Origin of the sequence: Selenomonas sp. WCT3 (assembly GCA_900100835.1) — a bacterium.
GTDB classification, from domain to species: Bacteria; Bacillota; Negativicutes; order Selenomonadales; family Selenomonadaceae; genus Selenomonas_A; species Selenomonas_A ruminantium_E.
Genome location: FNCM01000003.1, coordinates 1 through 20,852, shown reverse-complemented (window position 1 = coordinate 20,852; position 20,852 = coordinate 1). Strand labels below are relative to the sequence as shown.

At 51.7% G+C, this 20,852-nt stretch carries 19 protein-coding genes; 2 read left to right on the top strand and 17 right to left on the bottom strand.

Going from position 1 to position 20,852, the window contains the following annotated elements; all coding sequences use genetic code 11:
- Nucleotides 1-36 precede the first annotated feature (36 nt).
- The 6 genes from ilvB to ilvN form a co-directional block, all read right to left on the bottom strand.
- On the bottom strand, nucleotides 37-1,701 hold the full coding sequence (gene ilvB, locus BLQ36_RS03345; RefSeq protein ID WP_074513973.1) for a biosynthetic-type acetolactate synthase large subunit: 1,665 nt from the start codon (nucleotides 1,699-1,701) through the stop codon (nucleotides 37-39).
- Nucleotides 1,702-1,740: 39 nt separating this feature from the next.
- Nucleotides 1,741-2,808, bottom strand: a complete 1,068-nt coding sequence (gene leuB / locus BLQ36_RS03340; RefSeq protein WP_074513972.1) for a 3-isopropylmalate dehydrogenase — start codon at nucleotides 2,806-2,808, stop codon at nucleotides 1,741-1,743.
- Between the two features lie 2 nt (nucleotides 2,809-2,810).
- Nucleotides 2,811-3,299 (bottom strand): 3-isopropylmalate dehydratase small subunit, encoded by a 489-nt coding sequence (locus BLQ36_RS03335; RefSeq protein ID WP_074513971.1) that lies wholly within the window; start codon nucleotides 3,297-3,299, stop codon nucleotides 2,811-2,813.
- Between the two features lies 1 nt (nucleotide 3,300).
- Complete coding sequence (leuC, locus tag BLQ36_RS03330; protein WP_074513970.1) at nucleotides 3,301-4,563, bottom strand: 3-isopropylmalate dehydratase large subunit; 1,263 nt, start codon at nucleotides 4,561-4,563, stop codon at nucleotides 3,301-3,303.
- 79 nt (nucleotides 4,564-4,642) lie between these two features.
- Nucleotides 4,643-5,659: a ketol-acid reductoisomerase gene (gene ilvC / locus BLQ36_RS03325; protein WP_033170771.1), complete on the bottom strand. Its 1,017-nt coding sequence runs from the start codon at nucleotides 5,657-5,659 to the stop codon at nucleotides 4,643-4,645.
- Complete coding sequence (ilvN, locus tag BLQ36_RS03320; RefSeq protein WP_074513969.1) at nucleotides 5,640-6,170, bottom strand: acetolactate synthase small subunit; 531 nt, start codon at nucleotides 6,168-6,170, stop codon at nucleotides 5,640-5,642. Before ilvN ends, ilvC begins: the two co-directional genes overlap by 20 nt.
- 372 nt (nucleotides 6,171-6,542) lie before the next feature.
- On the opposite strand from ilvN, the gene mutY reads away from it, so the two are divergent.
- Both mutY and BLQ36_RS03310 read left to right on the top strand, forming a co-directional pair.
- The gene (gene mutY, locus BLQ36_RS03315) at nucleotides 6,543-7,637 is read left to right on the top strand and encodes an A/G-specific adenine glycosylase (RefSeq protein WP_081342201.1); all 1,095 of its coding nucleotides are present in this window, start codon (nucleotides 6,543-6,545) and stop codon (nucleotides 7,635-7,637) included.
- A 117-nt stretch (nucleotides 7,638-7,754) separates the two neighbouring features.
- On the top strand, nucleotides 7,755-9,818 hold the full coding sequence (locus BLQ36_RS03310; protein ID WP_318260904.1) for a methyl-accepting chemotaxis protein: 2,064 nt from the start codon (nucleotides 7,755-7,757) through the stop codon (nucleotides 9,816-9,818).
- 66 nt (nucleotides 9,819-9,884) lie between these two features.
- On the opposite strand, the gene BLQ36_RS13210 is transcribed toward BLQ36_RS03310, so the two are convergent.
- The 11 genes from BLQ36_RS13210 to BLQ36_RS03255 all read right to left on the bottom strand — a co-directional run bounded on the left by BLQ36_RS13210 (nucleotide 9,885) and on the right by BLQ36_RS03255 (nucleotide 20,697).
- On the bottom strand, nucleotides 9,885-10,370 hold the full coding sequence (locus tag BLQ36_RS13210) for an HMA2 domain-containing protein (protein ID WP_081342200.1): 486 nt from the start codon (nucleotides 10,368-10,370) through the stop codon (nucleotides 9,885-9,887).
- Between the two features lie 18 nt (nucleotides 10,371-10,388).
- Entirely contained in the window at nucleotides 10,389-12,503 is a 2,115-nt protein-coding gene (locus BLQ36_RS03300) for a heavy metal translocating P-type ATPase (RefSeq protein WP_074513968.1), read from the bottom strand.
- A complete protein-coding gene (locus BLQ36_RS03295) occupies nucleotides 12,500-13,132 on the bottom strand; it encodes an HMA2 domain-containing protein (RefSeq protein WP_074513967.1) in 633 nt (210 codons plus the stop codon). The genes BLQ36_RS03300 and BLQ36_RS03295 overlap by 4 nt, the downstream gene beginning before the upstream one ends.
- A gap of 3 nt (nucleotides 13,133-13,135) precedes the next feature.
- On the bottom strand, nucleotides 13,136-13,417 hold the full coding sequence (locus tag BLQ36_RS03290) for an HMA2 domain-containing protein (RefSeq protein ID WP_074514161.1): 282 nt from the start codon (nucleotides 13,415-13,417) through the stop codon (nucleotides 13,136-13,138).
- Between the two features lie 99 nt (nucleotides 13,418-13,516).
- Nucleotides 13,517-13,729 carry a 50S ribosomal protein L9 gene (locus BLQ36_RS03285; RefSeq protein ID WP_074513966.1) on the bottom strand — a complete coding sequence of 71 codons (213 nt, stop codon included), beginning with the start codon at nucleotides 13,727-13,729 and terminating at the stop codon, nucleotides 13,517-13,519.
- A gap of 245 nt (nucleotides 13,730-13,974) precedes the next feature.
- Nucleotides 13,975-15,279, bottom strand: coding sequence for a DUF445 domain-containing protein (locus BLQ36_RS03280; protein ID WP_074513965.1), 1,305 nt, complete (start codon nucleotides 15,277-15,279; stop codon nucleotides 13,975-13,977).
- Nucleotides 15,276-16,514, bottom strand: coding sequence for a DUF445 domain-containing protein (locus tag BLQ36_RS03275; protein ID WP_074513964.1), 1,239 nt, complete (start codon nucleotides 16,512-16,514; stop codon nucleotides 15,276-15,278). Before BLQ36_RS03275 ends, BLQ36_RS03280 begins: the two co-directional genes overlap by 4 nt.
- A 10-nt stretch (nucleotides 16,515-16,524) precedes the next feature.
- Entirely contained in the window at nucleotides 16,525-17,400 is an 876-nt protein-coding gene (galU, locus tag BLQ36_RS03270; protein ID WP_074513963.1) for a UTP--glucose-1-phosphate uridylyltransferase GalU, read from the bottom strand.
- Nucleotides 17,401-17,557: 157 nt separating this feature from the next.
- Nucleotides 17,558-18,304, bottom strand: coding sequence for a nitroreductase (locus BLQ36_RS03265; RefSeq protein ID WP_318260902.1), 747 nt, complete (start codon nucleotides 18,302-18,304; stop codon nucleotides 17,558-17,560).
- Between the two features lie 105 nt (nucleotides 18,305-18,409).
- On the bottom strand, nucleotides 18,410-20,374 hold the full coding sequence (gene htpG, locus BLQ36_RS03260) for a molecular chaperone HtpG (protein WP_074513962.1): 1,965 nt from the start codon (nucleotides 20,372-20,374) through the stop codon (nucleotides 18,410-18,412).
- A 125-nt stretch (nucleotides 20,375-20,499) separates the two neighbouring features.
- Entirely contained in the window at nucleotides 20,500-20,697 is a 198-nt protein-coding gene (locus BLQ36_RS03255) for a hypothetical protein (protein WP_074513961.1), read from the bottom strand.
- Nucleotides 20,698-20,852: the final 155 nt, after the last annotated feature.

The window sequence follows — 20,852 nt, the reverse complement described above, 5'->3', positions numbered from 1 at the left end:
AAACCGAGATGATTTTCCTTCTTTTATATGGAGTTGTTATTTAAATTCAACGAACTCGTCAATGCGGGCGCCGCCCTTTATCATGGGCTCCACAAAACTCCGCCAGACATTAAGCACAATAACCCGGGGATGCTCTTTATCCTCTAAAGCCCTCTGCAAAGCCTCAGCAAATTCCTCCTGGGTGGATACGCTCTCAGCTTCGATGCCAAAGCTTCGCGCATAGGCGACATAGTCCATGGGATAGTCGAACTCACAGGCGATGTAGCGCTCCTTGTACATGACCTTTTGGAGCTGGCGAATCATGCCCAGACTCGTGTTGTTCACGATTAGGGAAATAATCGGCAGCTGCAGCCGGGCAATGGTATAGTACTCATTGCCGGTCATCTTGATGCCGCCATCGCCGGCCACATGGATAACCCGCCGGCTGTTGCCATAAGAAAGCTGTGCCCCCATCGCTGCCGGCAGGCCGAAGCCCATGGTTCCCAAGCCGCCAGAAGTCAGCCATGTCCGCGGTTCCTCCACGCGAAGGTGAAGCGCCGCCCACATCTGATGCTGCCCCACATCGGTGGCATAGGCATAGGATTTGCCCTTGGTACTGACGGCTACTTGGTGCATGGCCCAGGGCACCGTCAGACGGTTCAGATGATAATCGTATTCGTAGGATTCCTTCCATTTGCGGATTTTCGCCCACCAATCGCTAAGGTCACCGCGGGGCTCATGGCGCATGAGCAAGGCCAGTATCTTTTTCATATCACCAGCCAATCCTAAGGTATTGCGCACATTCTTGTCAATCTCCGCCGGATCGATGTCGATGTGGATGAACTTCGTATCCTGGGTGTATTTCTTGAGGTTTCCCGTCTGGCGGTCACCGAAACGACTGCCGATTGCCACCACCAAGTCAGCGGCGGCAATTGCATGGTTGGCGGCTTTTTCGCCGTGCATTCCGGCAAAGCCCAAGGACTGAGGATGGGAACTGGGGATTGCCCCCAGCCCCATCAAGGTATGTACCACGGGTAAGTGGAATTTTTCTACAAAGGCAATGACCTCAGCCGATGCTCCGGCCGAAATGACGCCGCCCCCCACGATAACCACGGGATGTTTGGCGCGAAGGATTTCTCCTGCTGCCTCAGCGGCACAAATCAGAAAATCCGCATCCGGTTCCCCCTGCCGCTTTTCCGCTGACGCCAGAGCCCTATACTCTACCTCGGCAAAGAACAAATCCCGCGGCACATCCACCAGCACGGGCCCCGGCCGCCCCTGGCGGGCCAGCTTAAAGGCTTCGCGAATGGTCGGCACCAACTGACGGGCATCCTTTACCTTGTAATTGTGTTTCGTGATGGGCATGGTGACATCCAGAATATCCGTCTCCTGGAAGGCATCCTTGCCCAGCAAGGTCGTATCGACCTGGCCGGTAATCGCCACCAGCGGAATAGAATCCATAAAGGCCGTGGCAATTCCCGTTACGAGGTTCGTCGCCCCCGGGCCTGATGTGGCAATGCAGACGCCGACTTTCCCTGAAGCCCTGGCATAACCATCTGCGGCATGAGCCGCATTTTGCTCATGGGTTACCAGCACCTGCTGGATATCTTTGTCATCGTAAAACGCATCGTATAGCGGCAAAATCATGCCGCCGGGGTATCCGAAAACCGTGGTAACGCCCTGCTCCTTGAGGCAGGCCGCTACTGCTTGTGCACCTTTCAAACGATCGCCTCCTAACAGCCTACCCCCAGTGAGGAAGACTTAAATCCGCTCGCAGATTACCCGTGTAATCTCTTCGGTATTTGCCTTCGAAAATCCTTCTTTCCAGAGATCCGGCGTGCGATAACCATCTGCCAAGGCCTTATCCACCGCAGCCTCAATGGCCTTGGCAGCGGCCTCCTCATGAAGGGAATATCGTAGCAGCATTGCCGCCGATAGAATCGTTCCCATGGGGTTGGCAATGCCCTTGCCAGCAATGTCCGGCGCACTGCCGTGAATCGGCTCGTAAAGGCTCGTGCAGGTACCGATGGATGCGGATGGCATCATGCCAATGGACCCCCCCACCACCGCCGCTTCATCAGAGAGGATATCCCCAAACAGATTGCCCGTTACGATTACATCAAACTGAGTGGGACGAATTGCCAGCTGCATGGCACAGTTATCGACGTAGAGGTTGTTAAGCTCCACATCCTTATGGTTTTCTGCCACTTTGCCCACCGTACGGCGCCAGAGACGGGACGTGGCCAGCACATTTGCCTTATCCACCGACGTAACTTTTCCGCGGCGCAGTTTCGCCGTCTCAAAAGCGAGCTTCGCGATGCGCTCCACCTCGGGAACGGAATAATTCTCCAAATCCCAAGCGCGTTCCGCACCATTGTGCTGCTCCGATTCGCATTTTTCGCCGAAATAGATCCCCCCCACCAGCTCACGCACAATAACCAGATCCACGCCTTTTACCAGCTCTGGTTTAAGGGGGGAATAATCCACCAGAGCATCGGCCACTTTGACCGGGCGCAGGTTGGCATAGAGATCCAAGTTCTTGCGCAGGCCAAGGATTGCCTTCTCCGGGCGAAGGGCCGGATCCACATTGTCCCATTTGTCGCCGCCCACAGCGCCAAACAGCACTGCATCCGACGCCTTACAGGCATCGATGGTTTCCTTTGGCAACGGCGTACCAAATTTATCGTAGGCCGTGCCGCCGGCATCGTGATAATCAAAGGAGAGCCCCAGACCAAACTTCTCATCGGCTTTCTTTAAAACGGCTACAGCCGAATCGGTGATTTCTTTGCCAATGCCGTCTCCCGGAATTACCGTAATCTTATAAGCCATAGTTATTTTTTCTCCTTTATGTAGTTAATGAGGCCGCCGGCCTTGGCAATGTCCTGGATAAAGCCCGGCAGCGGATTGGCGTGGAATACATCCCCGGTCGTGACGTTTTCAATTACCCCCGTGGCCGTATCCACCCGCAGCTGGTCATCGGCATTGATTTTTTCCACATCATCACCGATTTCCAAAAGTGGCAGCCCAATATTGATGCCGTTACGGTAAAAGATACGGGCAAAATTAGCCGCAATAACTACCGGCACCCCAGAGGCTTTGATTGCTACTGGTGCATGCTCACGAGAAGAACCACAGCCAAAGTTCTTGCCCCCCACCATGATGTCGCCAGCTTTTACATTCTGGGAAAAGCTTTCATCAATATCTACCATACAATGGCTGGCCAATTCCTTCGGATCAAACGAATTCAGATAACGAGCCGGAATGATGACATCGGTATCAATATTGTCGCCGTAGCGCCATACTTTACCTTCTAATTTCATATCACTTTACCTCCTCTGGCGTTGCGATGCGTCCCAAGACGGCACTGGCGGCTGCTACATGCGGTCCTGCCAGATAAACTTCACTGTCGACATGTCCCATGCGGCCACGGAAGTTGCGGTTCGTCGTCGAAACACATTTCTCGCCAGCCGCCATAATTCCCATATAGCCGCCGAGGCACGGGCCACAGGTCGGCGTTGATACCGAGCAGCCGGCATCGATAAAGGCATCGATATAGCCGCGCTTCATGGATTCCTTGTAAATCGCCGGACTGCCCGGAATGATGATGCAGCGCACCCAATCGGCCACTTTATGCCCTTTGAGGATTTCGGCCGCAATCTGCATGTCCTCCAAGCGCCCATTGGTGCAGGAACCAATGATTACCTGGTCAATGGCGATTGGTGCTTCGATATCCTCCACCCGTTTCGTATTCCCCGGAAGATGCGGAAATGCCACCACTGGTTTCAATTCGTCAAGATTGATTTCTACCGTCTGACAATACTGCGCATCAGCATCAGCCTCTACTGGCTCATACGGCTTTTTGACACGCCCCTCCACATACTCCTTACAAACCTCGTCGAAGGGGAATATGCCGTTTTTTCCACCGGCTTCAATGGCCATATTGGCGATTGTCAGACGATCGGTCATCGTGAGTTCTGCCACCCCTGGGCCAGTAAATTCCAGCGATTTATAACGGGCACCATCTACGCCAATCCTACCAATTAACGTGAGGATAACGTCTTTGCCGTTGATATTTTTAGGTTTTTTGCCCGTTAAATTGACTTTGATTGCCTCGGGAACTTTAAACCAAGCCTCCCCCGTTGCCATCGCTGCTCCCAAATCCGTGGAGCCGACACCAGTAGCGAAGCCATTTACAGCGCCGTACGTGCAAGTATGTGAATCTGCACCAATCGTCAGCATGCCCGGCCCGACAATGCCCTTTTCCGGCAGGATAACATGCTCGATGCCAACGCGTCCCTGCTCGAAGTAATTGACGATATTCCATTTTTGGGCAAAATCGCGGACAGCTTTCGCCAGTTCTGCCGATTTGATGTCCTTCGCTGGCTGGAAATGATCCGGAACCAGTGCGATTTTCTCGTTGTCAAAGACAGGGCGGCCGATTTCTTCAAACTTCTTGATGGACGGTGGTGCCGTTATATCATTGGCCAGTACCATATCCAGCTTGCAAGTAATCAGCTGACCGGCCTTAACCGAATCCAGCCCTGCATGACGGGCCAGGATTTTCTCACTCATATTCATGCCCATATTGTTGCCCTCCTAGTCATATATCCTAAAGAAAGCCTTCCCCTTCGGGGGAAGGCTTAGAAATGTTCGGTTACATCAATTAGTCTTTCGACAAATCTGCACCATCGCGAAGCCATGGCATCATCTGGCGAAGCTCAGCACCGACTTTTTCAATCGGATGCTCAGCATGGAGACGACGCTGCGCCATGAAGTTTGCACGGCCAGCTGCACGGTTCTCAAGGAGCCAGTTGCGGGCAAAGGTACCATCCTGGATTTCCTTGAGGACTTTCTTCATCTCTTTCTTGGTCTCTTCCGTGATGATGCGCGGTCCTACCATGTAGTCGCCATATTCAGCTGTATCGGAGATGGATTTGCGCATCTTCGTGAAGCCGCCCTCATAGCAAAGATCAACGATAAGTTTCATCTCATGGAAGCACTCGAAGTATGCCATCTCAGGCGGATAGCCTGCCTCGACGAGGACCTCATAGCCCGTCTGCATCAGCTGGCAAACACCACCGCAGAGAACGGCCTGCTCACCGAAGAGGTCTTCTTCCGTCTCGTCACGGAAAGTAGTCTGCAGGACACCGGAACGGGTGGCACCAAGGCCTTTGGCATAAGCCAGGGCGATATCAAAGCACTTGCCCGAAGCATCCTGATGAACGGCAAATACTGCCGGAACACCGGAACCTTCCGTATAAGTACGGCGAACGAGATGGCCTGGGCCTTTCGGAGCAACCATGAATACATCCACATTAGCCGGCGGAACAATCTGCTGATAATGAATGTTGAAACCATGAGCAAAGGCAAGAGCACTACCGTCTTTGAGGTTCGGAGCAATTTCGTTCTTATAGACGTCGGACTGTTTCTCATCCGGAATCAGGACCATCGTGATGTCAGCTTCTTTGACTGCATCCGCAACGTTTTTAACCGTCAGGCCATGTTCTTCGGCAACTTTCTTGGATTTGGAGCCCTCATAGAGGCCGACTACTACGTCAACACCGCTCTCTTTGAGGTTAAGGGCATGTGCATGTCCTTGGCTGCCGTAGCCAATGACTGCAACTTTTTTGCCGTTCAGAACTTCCCAGTTGACATCCTGATCATAATAAGTTTTTGCCATAATACTCTCTCTCCTCACAATGTTCATAAATGGTATGCTCACCGCGTTCCAATGCAATAAGACCGGTACGGATGACTTCGGCAATACCATAAGGCTCAACCAGCTTCAAAAAAGCCGAAACCTTATCGTCGCTTCCCGTTATCTCAAAGACCAGCGTAGACGAGTCCACATCTACCACATGAGCCCGAAAGAGCTCCGCCATCTTCAAGACATCGAGCCTGCTCGTATCATCCGCTTTGACCTTGATAAGCGTCATTCCGCGGCACACAGCGTTCTTCTCATCCAGACGCTGAACGGCCTGCACCACCGGCATCTTCTCGAGCTGTTTTATCATCTGCTCCACAAGATTTTCATCCCCCTGCACCACAACGGTGATGCGGGAAAATTCCGGGCGTTCGGTCACTCCCACCGACAAACTGTCAATGTTGAATTCCCGTCTGGAAAACATACTTACAACCCGAACCAGTACGCCGGTCTGATTTTCGACAAATACAGACAAAACGTGTTTCATAGCGATTGCTCCTCCCCATATTGCCTAAAGACCAAAGTCGTTGCTGTTTCTTTAAAATGTAATGTTGTAAAGCATGTATACATTATTACGCCGATAGACGGTTTTGTCAATAGAGTTTTGTAACATTTTTGTATTTTGTCGATGTTTTTTAATATTATGTTCCTCTACCCGAGCACAAAATCCTATATATCCCCACATATTTCAGCATATCTGTCCACCTTACAAGGAAGCTAAGTTATATTTCTTGGTTTTTTCTGAATTATTGAACGGTTTGGTATCTTTTTATGTTTTCCGTCCCGCTAGTTTTTCCCAGCCGTTTGTGATAGGATAGAGCGAACATATAATTTGACAATAGGAAAGGAACCATCTGTCGTGAAACCAGCACTAATCCTTGACCATACCGATATCATCGGCGAAATCATCGCCCCCTTGCTCACTTGGTATAAGGGCCAGGCGCAAACCCGCCAGCTTCCCTGGCGGGAAGCCCCCACGCCTTACCATACCTGGCTTTCGGAAATCATGCTGCAGCAGACTCGGGCCACTGCAGTGATTCCTTATTACAACCGCTTTCTCGAAGAATTTCCCGATATCTCTACCTTAGCCAACGCCGACGAAGAAGTCTTGATGAAGCTTTGGCAGGGACTTGGCTACTATTCCCGGGCGCGGAACCTGAAAAAAGCCGCCCAGGTCATCCTGCAAGAACACCAGGGAAAGCTACCCCAAGATCAAAAACAGCTGCTGTCACTCCCAGGCATTGGCCGCTACACAGCTAACGCCATCGCCTCCATCGCCTATGGCCTTCCCCTCCCAGCCGTTGACGGCAACGTACTTCGCGTCATCGCCCGTGTCATCACCTGCCGCGAGGACATCATGGCCCCCCGGACGCGAAAGGCCTTCGAAGAGCTGCTGCTTCCCCATTATCCTGAGGGCCAGGATGCTGGGGCACTGAATCAGGCCTTCATGGACCTAGGGGCCACCATCTGCCTCCCCCACGGGGTACCCCATTGTGCCCACTGCCCCCTAGCAAAGCTCTGTCTAGCCAAAGAAACCGGCACCCCGCAGGACTTCCCGCAAAAAGCTGCGGCCAAGGCAAAAAGAAAGGAAGAGCGTACCATTTTGCTGATCAAACAGGGAAACCACATCGCCCTGCACAAGCGTCCCAACCAAGGACTTCTGGCAGGATTATGGGAATTTCCCAATTTAACCGGTCAACTTGACCGGTCAAAAGTCAAAGAATATCTGCGCCAGCAGCAATTAACCCCATTGAAGATAGAAAAGCTTCCCGCAGCCAAGCATATCTTTTCCCATATCACCTGGCAGCTGACGGGCTGGAAAATCCAGCTGGCCCCCGCCGACCTTCGTATAGCGGAAACAAAAGACAACTTCACCTGGGCAACCCCAGCCGAAATTGCCAGCCAATTCAGCATCCCCACAGCCTTTGCGCACTACATTTCCTATATAAAATAACGGATTTGGCAGGAGATTTCTTTTACTTGGCGAAAATTTAAGGATAAAAGAACGAATCCAAAGTTATTCTGATGCAAACGACGCATTTTACGAGCAAGGACAGAGAGGTGTTTAGAAATGATGAATATTTTTTCTTCAACGTTGAAGAAAGCCGAAGCTGCCAGTCCGGCAGCTGCTAGTGTAACGCCAACCGTACCTGCTGTCTCCACGCAGCAGGACATCAAGGTTGCCTATCTGGGCAAGAGTGAACTCACGGCGGTTCGTCTCAAAGACCTAGCGGATGTTGCCGAGGGCTGCGCCCTTATCATGGGCTTTGTTTCCCCCGACCTCAATCTTTCCGATGTTGCTCAGGCTATCAAGCGCGAAGTTCCCACCACGACAAAAGTCATCCTGATGACGACTTCTGGCGAACTTTGCCGCCCTCAGGGAAGCCAATCCCTTTACTGCGATGCCCCTGACGGCCGCGCTAAAGTCCTGTTGCAAGCCTTTTCCAACCGCATGATTGAAGCTGCACATATCATGAGTATCCCGCTGCCCAGCGAGGATCTTCGCCGCGGCGAAGTCGAGCTGACGGTCAATGAACGCGTTGCCGCTATCCGCCGCGAAATCGACAAACTGCCAGTGCCGTTCCGTCTGAGTGTAGCTCATACCTTTGCTATGGTTTATGTCGATGGCGTCTCAGCTTGTGAAACTTTTGTACTCCAAGCATTGTTCGAATCCGGCAAATATCCAATTCCGTTTATCGGCGGCAGCTCGGCAGGCGATATGACCTTTACGCACACTTACATCTATAACGATAAGCAATGTCTTGAAAATCATGCGGTCATCACGCTGATCCGTCTCAAGAAAGCCTATCGCTACGGCATCTTCAAATCCCAGGCCGTTGAACGCACCGGAGATGTATTTACCGTCGGCAGCGCCAACACCGCCCTTCGTTATGTCGAAACCATTGAGGGGCCAAATGGCGAACCCATTTCCTTTATCGAAGCCCTCAAAGACCACTTTGGTGTCCGCAGCACCGCAGAACTCCAGACAAAATTGCAGGGGTATACTTTCGCCACGGATATCAACGGCGATGATTTCATCCGTACGATTTCCGGTATCGATGACGTCAACGACCGCATCAGTTTCTTCTGCGACGTGGTAACCGGCGAAAAACTCTATCTGCTCAAACGGCAGTCACTGGAGACAACGCTCAACCGTGATATCCGCAGTTACACTAACGGCAAACCAAAGGCTCTCGGCGCTATTCTCAACGATTGTATCCTGCGCCGTCTCGGCTATCCAGAAGAAATAAAACACATGGACTTCTTCAAAGATATACCGGTCGCTGGGTTCTCAAGTTTCGGCGAAATCATGGGGCTGCATGTCAACGAAACCCTGACCGCCATCTGTTTCTATCACGTACCCGAAGGACAGCATTTCTCTGACACATATATCGACAACTTTGCGGGCAGCTACTCAAACTGCAACTCCTTCTTCTTTAAGCGCATTATCGACCGTCAGAAACATACTGAGGTACTCAAGGACAACCTCATCAATATGTTCAAGGATTACCAAGCGAAGATGCCGGGTATCGTCCAGACAATCATGCGCATGTCTGACGATGTCGACCTCATTCAAGAGGCCATCCAGCAGCTCTCCAAGGGCATTGACGAACAGAACGGGCTCTTTAATCAGTTAACCGAGCGCAACCGCGAGATCACACCGAAACTTGACATGCTCTCGCAGAGCACGCAGAAGATCGACGATGTCATGAAGATGATTAATGAAATTGCCGCCCAGACCAATCTGCTCGCCCTCAATGCCGCCATCGAGGCTGCCCGTGCAGGCGAAGCTGGCCGCGGATTCTCCGTCGTCGCGCAAGAGGTCCGCAAGCTCTCTGAGAACACGCAGACGAGCCTGCATACCTCCGATGAGGCCATCAAAGTCCTGCTGCATGATGTCGCTGAAATTGACAACATTCTCTCGGCTAACAAAGACTTCGAGGATAAAATCAATGAGTTCGACAAACACTTCGCGGCGGAGATGAAGAATCTCCACAAGAGCCTCAACGAAGGGGTCACCCATATCCAGAAATCCACGCAGTCTATCCAGGCCTTGGAGGCAATCAACCAACGCACAGCAGCCGAAATGGAAAAACTCACGACGATTATCCACAATATCGAAATGGGAATCTAACCCCCTCATAGCATAGACGAAGGCCCGATGATGCCAATGCACCATCGGGCCTTCGTCTATGCTCGATTAATTGCGCTCTGCCGCCAATTCAGCAAGCTGCTGCTCCAAACGGGCAAGTTTCGGCTTCTGGCGGAGCTGTTCCGGGTCATAGGTAATGAGCAGGGAACCCGTCAGCGGCGTTATCACCGCTCCGTTAACCCCTGTAAAGGATTTCAAATAATCCGCCAAAGGCCTCTGCCACTGGGGATTATCCGCTAGCATACCACTGCGCAGGCGAACACGCCCCGGCAGATAGGACTCCACCTGGAAGCTGGCCGCTATGGCTTGCAAGGGGTCAGCAACTTCAGCAGACTGCTTGCCACAGCCAGCTAAGCGGCAGGCATCGGCCTGCATCTTTTTATGATGCTGCCAACCATGCAGGAAGGACAAAGCCGCCCAGGCAACACCGAAGCCCACGTGGAATTTCTTCCCACCCCACAGCGTAGCCAAGGTTCCCACGGAAGCTACCGTCATGGGCAGTCCCAGTGGCAAATTTTTAAATCCATACTGCATAACTATCCCCCTTTTCCATCAAGCAGCCCGACGAGGCCGAGCAAAAAATCCAGTCTTATTCTGATTCAGTATCCGGCAGCTGTTGAGCACCACTGCCAGGGTTGCCGTATTATGAATTACCGCCGCCCAGAGAGGACTGATTTTGCCCAGGGCTCCTAGCAGCATCGCCGAAGAATTAACCAAAATAGTGGCCATGAAGTTCTGATGAACCAACTCCATCGTCCGGCGTCCTAACTGTAAGGTCTCAATCAAGCGCTCCGGGTCTTCCGAGTGAATCGTCACCGCTGACGACTCAGCCGCAATATCCGTCTGACGGCCGCCAAGGGAAACGCCTACGTCAGCAAAAGCCAACGCCGGTGCATCGTTGATGCCGTCCCCCACCATCATTACGGTACCGCGCTGTTTGAGCTTATTCACATAGTGGCTCTTATCCTCGGGCAGGATTTCCGCATGGTAGGAGTCGATATCCATATTGCGGGCCACTTCAGCTGCCACCGCCTTGCTATCGCCTGTGAGCATGACGATTTCATCCACACCATGACGGCGCATCTGATTGAGAGTCTTCTTCATCTTGGCCCGGACCGGGTCCTCGATGCCAATAACGCCTAAGAGCTCCGTATCTCTTGCCACATACAGGAGGTTCTTGCACTCGATGCCCTCCAGCAGGGATTCATCGATGGCAATGCCGTTTTCCCGCAGGAATTTCCGGCTGCCCACCCGAACCGTGCCGCCTTGATAACCTTCAAAATCCGGCACCTCTGCCAGCATGCCCCGAGCCACGATGGTCTTCGAGGACTTATGCTGGGGCGAAGTCCATTCCTGTTCCTGAACGTACTTCTGAATAGCTACGGCCAGCGGATGGACTGAATGCTGCTCAGCCGACGATGCTAAGAGAATCATTTCCTTCTCCTCAACACCCTTGGCCGTCTTCGTAAAGGCAATCTGCGGAATCCCCACAGTAAGGGTGCCAGTCTTATCCAGCACCACCGTATCCGTCTCCGCCAGGGCCTCGATATAATTGCCGCCCTTGACGAGGATGCCGCGCTTCGCCGCAGCGCCGATGGCTGCTGACATAGCCGTAGCCGTCGAAAGCTTCAAGCCGCAAGAGAAGTCGATGAACAAAAGATTCAGCACCCGTTGCCAATCCCGGGTGGCACCATAGACGATGCCTGCCCCGATAAAGGAAATCGGCACGAGGAAATTGGCCATCTTGTCCGCAAAGTTCTGCACCGGCGCCTTGCGGTTCTGGGCCTCCTCGACTAGATGGACAATATGCGCCAGGGACGTATCCTCGCCCACCTTTTCAACTTTGATAACCAGCTCGCCAGCTTCCACCACACTGCCAGCGTAAACCGGTGATTCAGCATGTTTCATGGCAGGGTTCGACTCACCAGTGATGGAGGCCTGATTGACGGCAGCATCACCGGAAATCACCCGGCCATCCACTACGATTTTTTCGCCCGTATGGGCCGCAATCGTATCGCCAACCTTGACCTGTTCCACGGGAACCTTCTTTTCCGTGTCCCCCTCCACCAGCCATACATAGCGCTGGTCAAGGGACAGCAGACCCGAAATATGGGTACGCGCCTTCTCGGCGGCGTAACTTGTAAGCATTTCTGCGCCATTGGAAAGTGCTAACAGGGTCAGGCTCGATTCCGGCTTGCCAGCGAGAACCGAGGCGATAACGGCCGTAGCCGTCAAAGTATCCGCATTGGGCTGGCGGTCTTTCACGACCCCCTGCACGCCATTTTGAATGAACTTGCGGGCAATTCCCAGCACCAGCAGGCTGCGCAGTACCTTAGCACCAGCAAACAGCCCCGGGGAAGTGCGCTTTAAAATTTCCATGCCGGCAAACCCCGCCAGGGAAATCAACGCATCCCGACGGTATTCCTCTAACCGCTGGGCCGGCGTAACCGCCGTTTCCTGCAAGCGCTTAACCGTAGCAATCATGAGCTGCTGCAGCTGCTGCAGCTGGTAAGGCGGCATCTGCCGCTTGTACCAGACTTGCACCCTGCGCTCTGTTACCGACACCGCCACCACATAACGATTGCGGCGTATCATTGCAGCCAGCTTGGCCCGCTCCTCACGATTCAGCGCTGCCTGCAAATGAAAAAAACAATTTCCGTATATCATACGGTTCGCCATCCTCTCATCAACGTAACCGCCCACCAGAGCATCTGGGAACCGGACGGATACTGGCCCGTCAAAAGCATCTTGCGCAAGCCTCGCAACAAGAACAACATCGAAGCCAGCGAACTCATATCAAAACAACCGCAGGTGTGGTCCTTAATCCACTGGCTGAAGGCCCGGGCCGTATTGCGGATGCTGCGCGTGATAAGGCCCGCATGGGACTCACGTTCCATATCCGGAGCAGCACCATTCTGCTGGCAGCATTTCTTAAATAGATGCTGCTCCAGCCATTTGGCTAATTTATCCATATAAATATCATCCTGGGGCGCAAAAGTCAACAGAATGCTGCCGCTTACGGCATTTACCTGCACCGATTTCACATAGCTAAGTTTTGCCAGCTTTTCTTCCAGCAGTTTGCCAAGCTCCGCCGAAAAAGCGGCCCGATAGCGGCGGCGCCCCGGCAGGGATGAAATCAGCTGTAAGCCCTCAACACGAGCAGCCTTTACCGGCATGGCAACCTTACGGCAAGCCTTTACTGGCCCCCGATGACGTGCTGGTGTACCACCGGCTATTGCCCGGCGGATACTCTTACCAATGGCCGCCCCCATCATGAATCCTGATACGTATGACATTCGTTATTTCCTCCTCGCGTGCGTCATGATATATTCCTCCACCTTGCGCAGTTCTGCGTTGCGGCGAAGCTTGTCTGGCGTGTAAACAATGAGAATCGAACCCGATACTGTATTCGTCGTTACTGCATCAATCTCAGCAAAGGCCGTTAACTGGCTCTTTACTTGCTGTGCTAAACCTTCATCGCCAATCATGTTATTTGAATATAACCGTACCCGTCCCGGCAAATACGATGCGATTTCCACGGAACGAATAAATAAATCCAGTTTATTCGTTGGGATTTGCATTTTTCCCAGCAAACTCAAAACAGTTTCCCCCTAATCATACAAAAAGACTGCCGCAAAAACAAAGAGCGGCAGTCTCCTTTCTCGTCCTAGAACGACTTATTATTTGCTAGCCTTTTTTGCTTCCTGAGCTGCGATGAGGTCCTCGAGCTCTTCCTTCTGGCGCTGGAGTTCAGCAACCGGAAGTTCAGCAGCCGGTGCAGCCTGCTGCATAGCAGCCAGCTGAGCCTCGCGCTCCTGCATGAAACGATAACCGAAGATACCAGCAACAGCACCTACAGCCAGACCAATCCAAAAATCAGTTTTCTGGAACATAAAATCCATCCTCCTAAATAATAAACAATCATAAACAGGCAATGCCTGCTTATCTCCTGTATATGGGCATCCTGTTCTCCATTCTGCCGTTGGAGAATGAAATCAACAATCTAGAAGAATTATCAATTTCATTTTCTATAGTAGCAAAACCACGTTTCTTTGTCAACGCTGACGCCCTTTAATATTCATTATAGGACGTTAATATTGGAATTGTCAATCTATTTACTGCATCTTAGGACAATTGTTTATCCTACACAGCCGATAAGGATAAACAACACCAGGCCAATTCCCGCGCCGACAATCGAACCATTCATGCGAATCCATAAAAGGTCCGGCTCCACCTTATCATAGACCAGATGATTGAGCTGTTCGTCCGTCAGCCGGGACAAGACATTTGCCACTATGACACCCACAAGGGTCTGGGCATGGAGGGCCGTGCGCGCAATGAGGTCATAGAGAAAATGGCCCACCGAGCGGCGGAGCAATTCGTCTGACTCCACCAGCTGCAACATGCGCCGATACTCGCCACGCAGGATTTCCTCCAGCCGCGTCCGCAATGCCGGCATATGCTCGGTGAGGGGGTCGACATGACGTGCCTTATCCGCCGCAAAGTGGCGGTGCAGATGGTCAAGGGTCCGGAAGACAGCCTCCTCCAAAGGCAGGTCTTTGACCAGCCGGTCTTTGAGCTCATGAACCAACTGATGAAAGGATGGCTCCTGATTGAGTTCGGCGGCTTTTTCATAAAACAGCGCCAGCATCTCCCGCTGCAGTTCCGAATCCTTCGCAGCCAGGTCATCCAGCATCACCAAAAGCTGCTGCTGCACCAGCTTCGCCGCTTCCTCGTAATTGACAAGGTCCACGGCCTTGGCCAGCCCCATCAGGAAAGCCCCCAGAGAATTATCCTGCACCTTCTCCTCACCGTAGTGCTCAAACATTTCCGCCAGGGCGGTGCAAGTCGCTTCCGTTGCCGCCCGCCCCCGAAGATAGACCGCCACGCGGCTCAAAAATTCTTTATCCTTGCCGGTCTGCCGCAGCCAACCGCCCCAAAGGGCAAAAAAGGATTCCGGTTCCAGTGCCTCCAGCGTGCCGCGGAACCTTTCCGCAACAGCTTTCGCCTGGGACCGAGCGTCCTGCTGCAGCAGAAAATCCCGGGCATAATGAACCAGCTGCAGCACCAGGCGATTTTCTGTCTCCGGCTCTGCCAGCCACCCCAGCAGCATGGGAAGCAGATGAAGCCGCTCCAAATGGCGGAACACCTTTCGCCTGGAAAAGAATTCCTTCTGCACCATCGTCACTGATGCCTCAATAAAGGACTGCCGGCGGCGCGGCAAAATAGCCGTATGATAGGGAAAGCCCAGGGGCTTGCGGAAAATTGCCGTCACGGCAAACCAGTCAGCAATACCGCCCACCAGCGCGGCTTCCGCACAGAACAGAAAACCATCCGCCAGCATCCGCTCCGGGTAATTCAAATGCAAGGCTAACGCCAGAAAAAACACCAGCAAGGCTAACAGCAAAGTCTTATCAGCCTTATTAAAATCTGCCCATCTCATAGTCCCCACATCCTTTCCAGCAGCATGACGACCAAATAAAGTCCCATGCCCACCAAAGAACCCACCAGGGAACCATTAATGCGAATCATTTGCAAATCATCCTGCACTTTCGCTTCCACAAAGGCCACGAGTTCATCATCGGAAAACTCATCGAGGCGCTCGCGGATAATCCCAGGAATCAAATCATGATGTTTGGTCAGCTCGTCTTCAACAAACTGCTTGACAAAGCGGTCAAAACGCCGCTGCCAAGGCTCCGAGCGGGAAAAATCGTCCATGCGGGCATCGAGAAACGCGTGGACCTGAGGCAGCCAGAAGGGCTCCTCCCCCTTGAGATTTGCCTCCAACCATCGCGCCAGCCCCCCTTCGATATCGAGGCTCTCCAGCAGCTGTTCCTTACGATCCTGCAGGATAGCACGCAGCCGCACATCCTGACTCAGCGCCCGCAGCATGGTCTCAAGGCCCGCCTTTACGCTGGCATAGCTTTCCGTCGGCTCAGCCAGCATCGTTTTTAACTGCTGCTGCATACGAGATAGCAGCAGCGTAAGAATCCGTTCATCGGTAATCCCCAGCGAAGAAAGCACAAAAGCCCGTCCCGCTGAATCCTTCTCATACTGTTGGCGCAGGCTCGTGATACGCGAAAGCAATACCTGTTGCAAGGGCTCTGATTCCAGCAAGCGCTGGCTGATGGCCAGCAGGCTTGCCAGTATTCGCTCGGAATGCTCTTCTTCCGCCAGCATCTCCAGAAGGTCAGACACGATATCCTCTAAAGCAAAGGTCTGAAGCCCCTCCCGAATCGCCGGGGAGAGTTCCGCTGCCACCGCAGCCGTGTCCAAATCCTCCACCGCCCGGAGCAAAACGGTCTCGACCACTTCATGCACGCGCTCACGGCCGCCGCGATGCTCGAGATACTCCACCAACAAACGCGCCGTATCCTGTTCCTCGATGACACGCATGATATTCTGAGTACTCAAAAGGTCATCGCTGGCAAAGGTCACAATGGCCTCCATGATGCGCTGCCGATTGCGGCGCAGGATATCCGTGCGATAGGATATGCCCAGCGGTTTATGAAAGATTGCCGTCACGGCAAACCAATCGGCCAGGCCGCCAATAGTTGCGGCTAAAAAACCGTGATGCAAAAGACCTGGCAAAAAGCCAGTGCCGCCGGCTGCCATCGTTCCGATGAAACCGGCGGCACTAATGCCTAAAGCCAGATTGGCTTTATTTTTTGTCTGCAAAAGTCACACCTCAGATTCTTCCCGTAAGTTCCTGCAGATAGGCTTTAAAGGGCGCCCCTAAATCCTCCCGGCGCAGGGCAAATTCCACCGTTGCCTTGAGGAATCCGAGCTTATCGCCAACATCGTAGCGCTTGCCCTCAAAATCATAGGCATAAACGGCATCCTCACGAGCCAAAACTTTAAGCGCATCGGTTAGCTGAACCTCGCCACCTTTGCCTGGCTCCGTCTTCTCAAGAATGTCAAAAATCTGGGGCTTAATGATATAGCGGCCCAACACAGCCATACGGCTGGGAGCCTCTTCCCGGGCCGGTTTTTCCACCATGTCCGTTACCTTCATCAGGCGTTCATTATCCGTCTTAGTGCCGGCCACGATACCATAAGCGGAGACTTTCTCCTCGGGTACATTTTGGCAGCCTAGCACCGAACCGCCCGTCTCCTCATAAATATCCATAAGCTGCCGCAGCGCTGTTTTTTCCGGATTGTAAACCACATCATCCCCCAGCAATACCGCAAAGGGTTCATTCCCCATAAAAGACTTGGCACAGAGAATTGCATCTCCTAGCCCGCGCATGTAGCGCTGGCGGATGTAGTGGATATTGATATCGGCAGTCTCCTGGACTTTTTCCAGCAGATCCATTTTCCCTTTTTTCAGCAGCTCCGCTTCCAAGGCGGGAGCCCCATCAAAGTGGTCCTCAATGGCACGCTTGCCGTGCCCGCTGATAATCAGAATATCTTCAATGCCACTGGCCATTGCCTCTTCAACGATGTACTGAATCGTCGGCTTATCGACAATGGGCAACATTTCCTTCGGTGTCGCCTTCGTTGCCGGCAGGAAACGCGTTCCATAACCAGCCGCCGGAATAACAGCCTTCTTTATCTTCTGCATAGTATAAATCCCCTTGTTTGTAAAATGTCCTAAGTATATATATTATACATGAATGAAAAAAATCCTGCTACTTACGCAGTTCCACGCAAAATGTGACTCACCAGTACACAAGAAAAAACCAACGAACGTTTTGTTTCACGCTCGCTGGTATGTCATTTTAACCGATATAAGTAACTTCGTTGCCCTTGATGGGAATCGCCCGGCGGTTCGGCAAGCCGTCTTCACTGTCGGCATAGCCGATGGCCAGGGAGCCAAATACCGCCTCGTTTTCCTGAAGCCCCAGCTCATAGAGATACTCCATGATAACGGGGTTATCCTTAAGCCAGCGCAGCTGGTTAATCCAGCAGGAACCGAGGTCAAGGGCATTGGCCGCCAGCATCATATTTTCGATGGCACAAGCGGTATCCGCATAACGGTTGCCATAGTTGCGCCTATTAGCAACAATAATTAGGCAAGGCGCATTATATTTGAATACATAGTTCCCCTTCTTGGATAGACGGATTGCGCTGCCAATGTCATCACTGTTTTCATCGGTAATCTCCATCTTGGCAAATTCTTCCTGCACGAGACGTACCAACGTATCGAGCACCTTGGGGTCCCGAACTACCAGAAAATGATTCTGCTGTTTGTTCTTACCACTTGGTGCCTGCCGCCCGGCTTCGATTACCTGCTGCAGCTTCTCTTCCTCAATTGGCTCCGGTTTGAACTTCCGCGTGCTATGACGGGATGCGATACATGGCAGAGCCCCCTTCATGAGGTTTTCCTCTGACCAGGTCAGAAGGTCGATGGCATCACTGACTTTCTTATGTGATTTCTGGTGACCCTCCATCAGCAGCACATCATCGACATCTTCAAGCTTGCTGATTACGTAATCAAACCATTCCATATCCGGCTGTTTATCCATTCTATGCCCTCCATTTCATTCGGTTCTATTGTATATAATTCGTTATCAAAAGAAAAAAACCTGCCTCCAAACGGAAGCAGGCTATTATTTTTAAAGAAATTTTTCTTATTTTGCCATAAGTTTTGCTACTTTATTCGCAAACTCGACAGGATTTTCCGGCAGAATACCCTCGATGAGCAGTGCCTGCGTATAAAGGAGATCGCAATAATCCTTGAACTCTGCACTGTCTTTGCCAGCCTCATGCAAAGACTGCAGGCGGGTGAACAAATCGTGATGCGGGTTGATTTCCAAAATACGGCGTGCCTTGAACAGCGGATTGTTCATATCGGCAAAGGTCTGCTCCATGGACAGCGATGGACCAGCTTCATCTGCCACCAAGCAGACGGCACTGGATTTGAGACGGGCCGAAACTTTGACATCGGCGACCTTTTCTCCCAACGCTTCTTTGATGTCCTTCATAAGATCGTCGTTCTTCTTCTGGATGTCTTCAGTCTCCTTCTTGACTTCCTGACTCTCAGCATCATCGAGATCCAGGTCACCACGGCTGATGGAATGGAACTGCTTGCCCTCGTATTCACGCAATGCCTCGATGCAGAGCTCATCCACGGGGTCTAAGAGATAGAGCACCTCGATGCCCTTGTCACGCAGGGTCTCCATCTGGGGCAGCTGCTCGATGGTTGCCTTATCTTTTGCCGTCCCATAGTAGATTTTCTTCTGGCTCTCCGGCATGCGCTCCACATATTCTTTAAGGGATACCAGTTTGCCCTCTTTCGAACTCATGAAGAGCAACAGGTCTTTAAGATTGTTAATGGTATCCATGCCCGAGTAAACGCTGCCATAAACACCAATCTTCAGCGATTTACCGAACTCATTCCAGAACTTCTCATAGTCCTCGCGCTTATTCTTCATCTTGCGGCCCAAAGCCTTAAGAATGTTCTTTTCCAAGGCCTTGCCGATGGTCTTAAGCTCACGGCTCTGCTGCAGCAATTCACGGCTGATGTTGAGGGAAAGATCCGGCGAATCCACCAAGCCCTTCATGAAGCGCAGGTAATCCGGCAGCAAGTCCTTGCACTTATCCATGATGAATACGTGACGGGAATAGAGCTGCAGGCCCGGCTCATAATCCGTATGATAGAGGTTGAACGGTGCATGGGCAGGGATTGCCAGCAACGCCGTGTACTCCACAGAACCTTCCGCATGGGTATGGAATACCTCCATCGGTTTTTCCCATTCATGGAACTGATTCTTGAAGAATTCCTCGTATTCTTCGTCTTTGATTTCCGATTTATTTTTGGTCCAAAGCGGCTGCATGGAGTTCAAGGTACGAAGCTCCACACGTTTTACCTTCTCTGCTCCCTCGATTTCCTTGCCCTCATCATCTTTCGGCGTTTCCTCAAAGGTGAAGTTCATCTTGATCGGATAGCGGACATAATCGGAATACTTTTTGACCAGGCTTTCCAGTTTATAGGTATCCGTGTAGTTTTCTTCCGAGGCATCCCCGAAGAATTCCTTGCCCAGCGTAATCGTAATCGTCGTACCGCGTTTTTCCTTCTCGCATTCTTCAATGCTGTAGGAGCCGTCACCCGTGGACTCCCAACGGGTACCCTGCTTCTCACCAGCCTTGCGGGTCTCGATGGTAACTTTCTCCGCTACCATGAAGGCCGAATAGAAACCGACACCAAACTGGCCAATGAGCTCTTTATCCGTGTTGCTCTCACCATTTTCACTAGCTTCTTTGGCTTTCTTGAGCTGTTCCATAAATGCCTTCGTACCAGATTTGGCAATGGTACCGATATTTTCAATGACTTCCTCACGGCTCATGCCGATACCATTATCGGAAATCGTCAGCGTATGCGCATCTTTATCCGGTTCCAGGAAAATCTCAAAGTTGTCATCCCCCTCAAGCAGATCGCGATTCGTCAGGCTCTCAAAATGAACCTTGTCAATTGCATCCGATGCATTGGAAATAAGCTCACGCAGGAAGATCTCATGATTCGTATAGATGGAATGAATCATCAGTTCCAGGAGCTGTTTGGTCTCCGCTTGAAATTCATGGGTTTCTTTTGCCATATCTATCTGCCTTCCTTTTCAGAAATAATTTTTGAAGTTTTAGCACTCTAATAGGCTGAGTGCTAACGTACAGATATAAGTATACGACAAAAAAAACAAAAAGTCAAAAATTGACAATTGACCGGTCAAAGTTTTTTATACGCGATTTCCAGATTCTTATCCATATGGTCAGCCAGGCTTTCCTGCTGAACCATGCCGCGGACCTGCTTCTCCGTCGATGGCTTTCGCTGCTGAAAGGTATTGTACGCCACACAAAATTCCTCAAAGGTACCACCAAAGCCCTGTTTCTTGGCCGCTTCAAACAATTCTTCATAAGTCACCATAATCAAGACCTCCTCATTTCAATTGCTTTTTCTATATTATACTATATCTCTGTAATTTAGATGCAATCATCTTTGGGCTGTAAATTACAGTTTGCAGGTTACACGAATCTCATTCGAAGCAACTCTTCGCCGCCGCTAGGGGCAGTGCCAACACT

Excerpts from the sequence above, each read along its gene's own strand:
- leuC (WP_074513970.1), bottom strand. The coding sequence starts at position 4,563 with ATGGGCATGAATATGAGTGAGAAAATCCTGGCCCGTCATGCAGGGCTG.
- ilvC (WP_033170771.1), bottom strand. The coding sequence starts at position 5,659 with ATGGCAAAAACTTATTATGATCAGGATGTCAACTGGGAAGTTCTGAAC.
- htpG (WP_074513962.1), bottom strand. The coding sequence starts at position 20,374 with ATGGCAAAAGAAACCCATGAATTTCAAGCGGAGACCAAACAGCTCCTG.
- BLQ36_RS03285 (WP_074513966.1), bottom strand. The coding sequence starts at position 13,729 with ATGTTCCAGAAAACTGATTTTTGGATTGGTCTGGCTGTAGGTGCTGTT.
- leuB (WP_074513972.1), bottom strand. The coding sequence starts at position 2,808 with ATGGCTTATAAGATTACGGTAATTCCGGGAGACGGCATTGGCAAAGAA.
- galU (WP_074513963.1), bottom strand. The coding sequence starts at position 17,400 with ATGCAGAAGATAAAGAAGGCTGTTATTCCGGCGGCTGGTTATGGAACG.
- BLQ36_RS03295 (WP_074513967.1), bottom strand. The coding sequence starts at position 13,132 with ATGTCATACGTATCAGGATTCATGATGGGGGCGGCCATTGGTAAGAGT.
- BLQ36_RS03265 (WP_318260902.1), bottom strand. The coding sequence starts at position 18,304 with ATGGATAAACAGCCGGATATGGAATGGTTTGATTACGTAATCAGCAAG.
- BLQ36_RS13210 (WP_081342200.1), bottom strand. The coding sequence starts at position 10,370 with ATGCAGTATGGATTTAAAAATTTGCCACTGGGACTGCCCATGACGGTA.
- ilvN (WP_074513969.1), bottom strand. The coding sequence starts at position 6,170 with ATGAAACACGTTTTGTCTGTATTTGTCGAAAATCAGACCGGCGTACTG.
- BLQ36_RS03310 (WP_318260904.1), top strand. The coding sequence starts at position 7,755 with ATGATGAATATTTTTTCTTCAACGTTGAAGAAAGCCGAAGCTGCCAGT.
- BLQ36_RS03255 (WP_074513961.1), bottom strand. The coding sequence starts at position 20,697 with ATGGTGACTTATGAAGAATTGTTTGAAGCGGCCAAGAAACAGGGCTTT.
- BLQ36_RS03280 (WP_074513965.1), bottom strand. The coding sequence starts at position 15,279 with ATGAGATGGGCAGATTTTAATAAGGCTGATAAGACTTTGCTGTTAGCC.
- BLQ36_RS03290 (WP_074514161.1), bottom strand. The coding sequence starts at position 13,417 with ATGCAAATCCCAACGAATAAACTGGATTTATTTATTCGTTCCGTGGAA.
- BLQ36_RS03335 (WP_074513971.1), bottom strand. The coding sequence starts at position 3,299 with ATGAAATTAGAAGGTAAAGTATGGCGCTACGGCGACAATATTGATACC.
- BLQ36_RS03300 (WP_074513968.1), bottom strand. The coding sequence starts at position 12,503 with ATGATATACGGAAATTGTTTTTTTCATTTGCAGGCAGCGCTGAATCGT.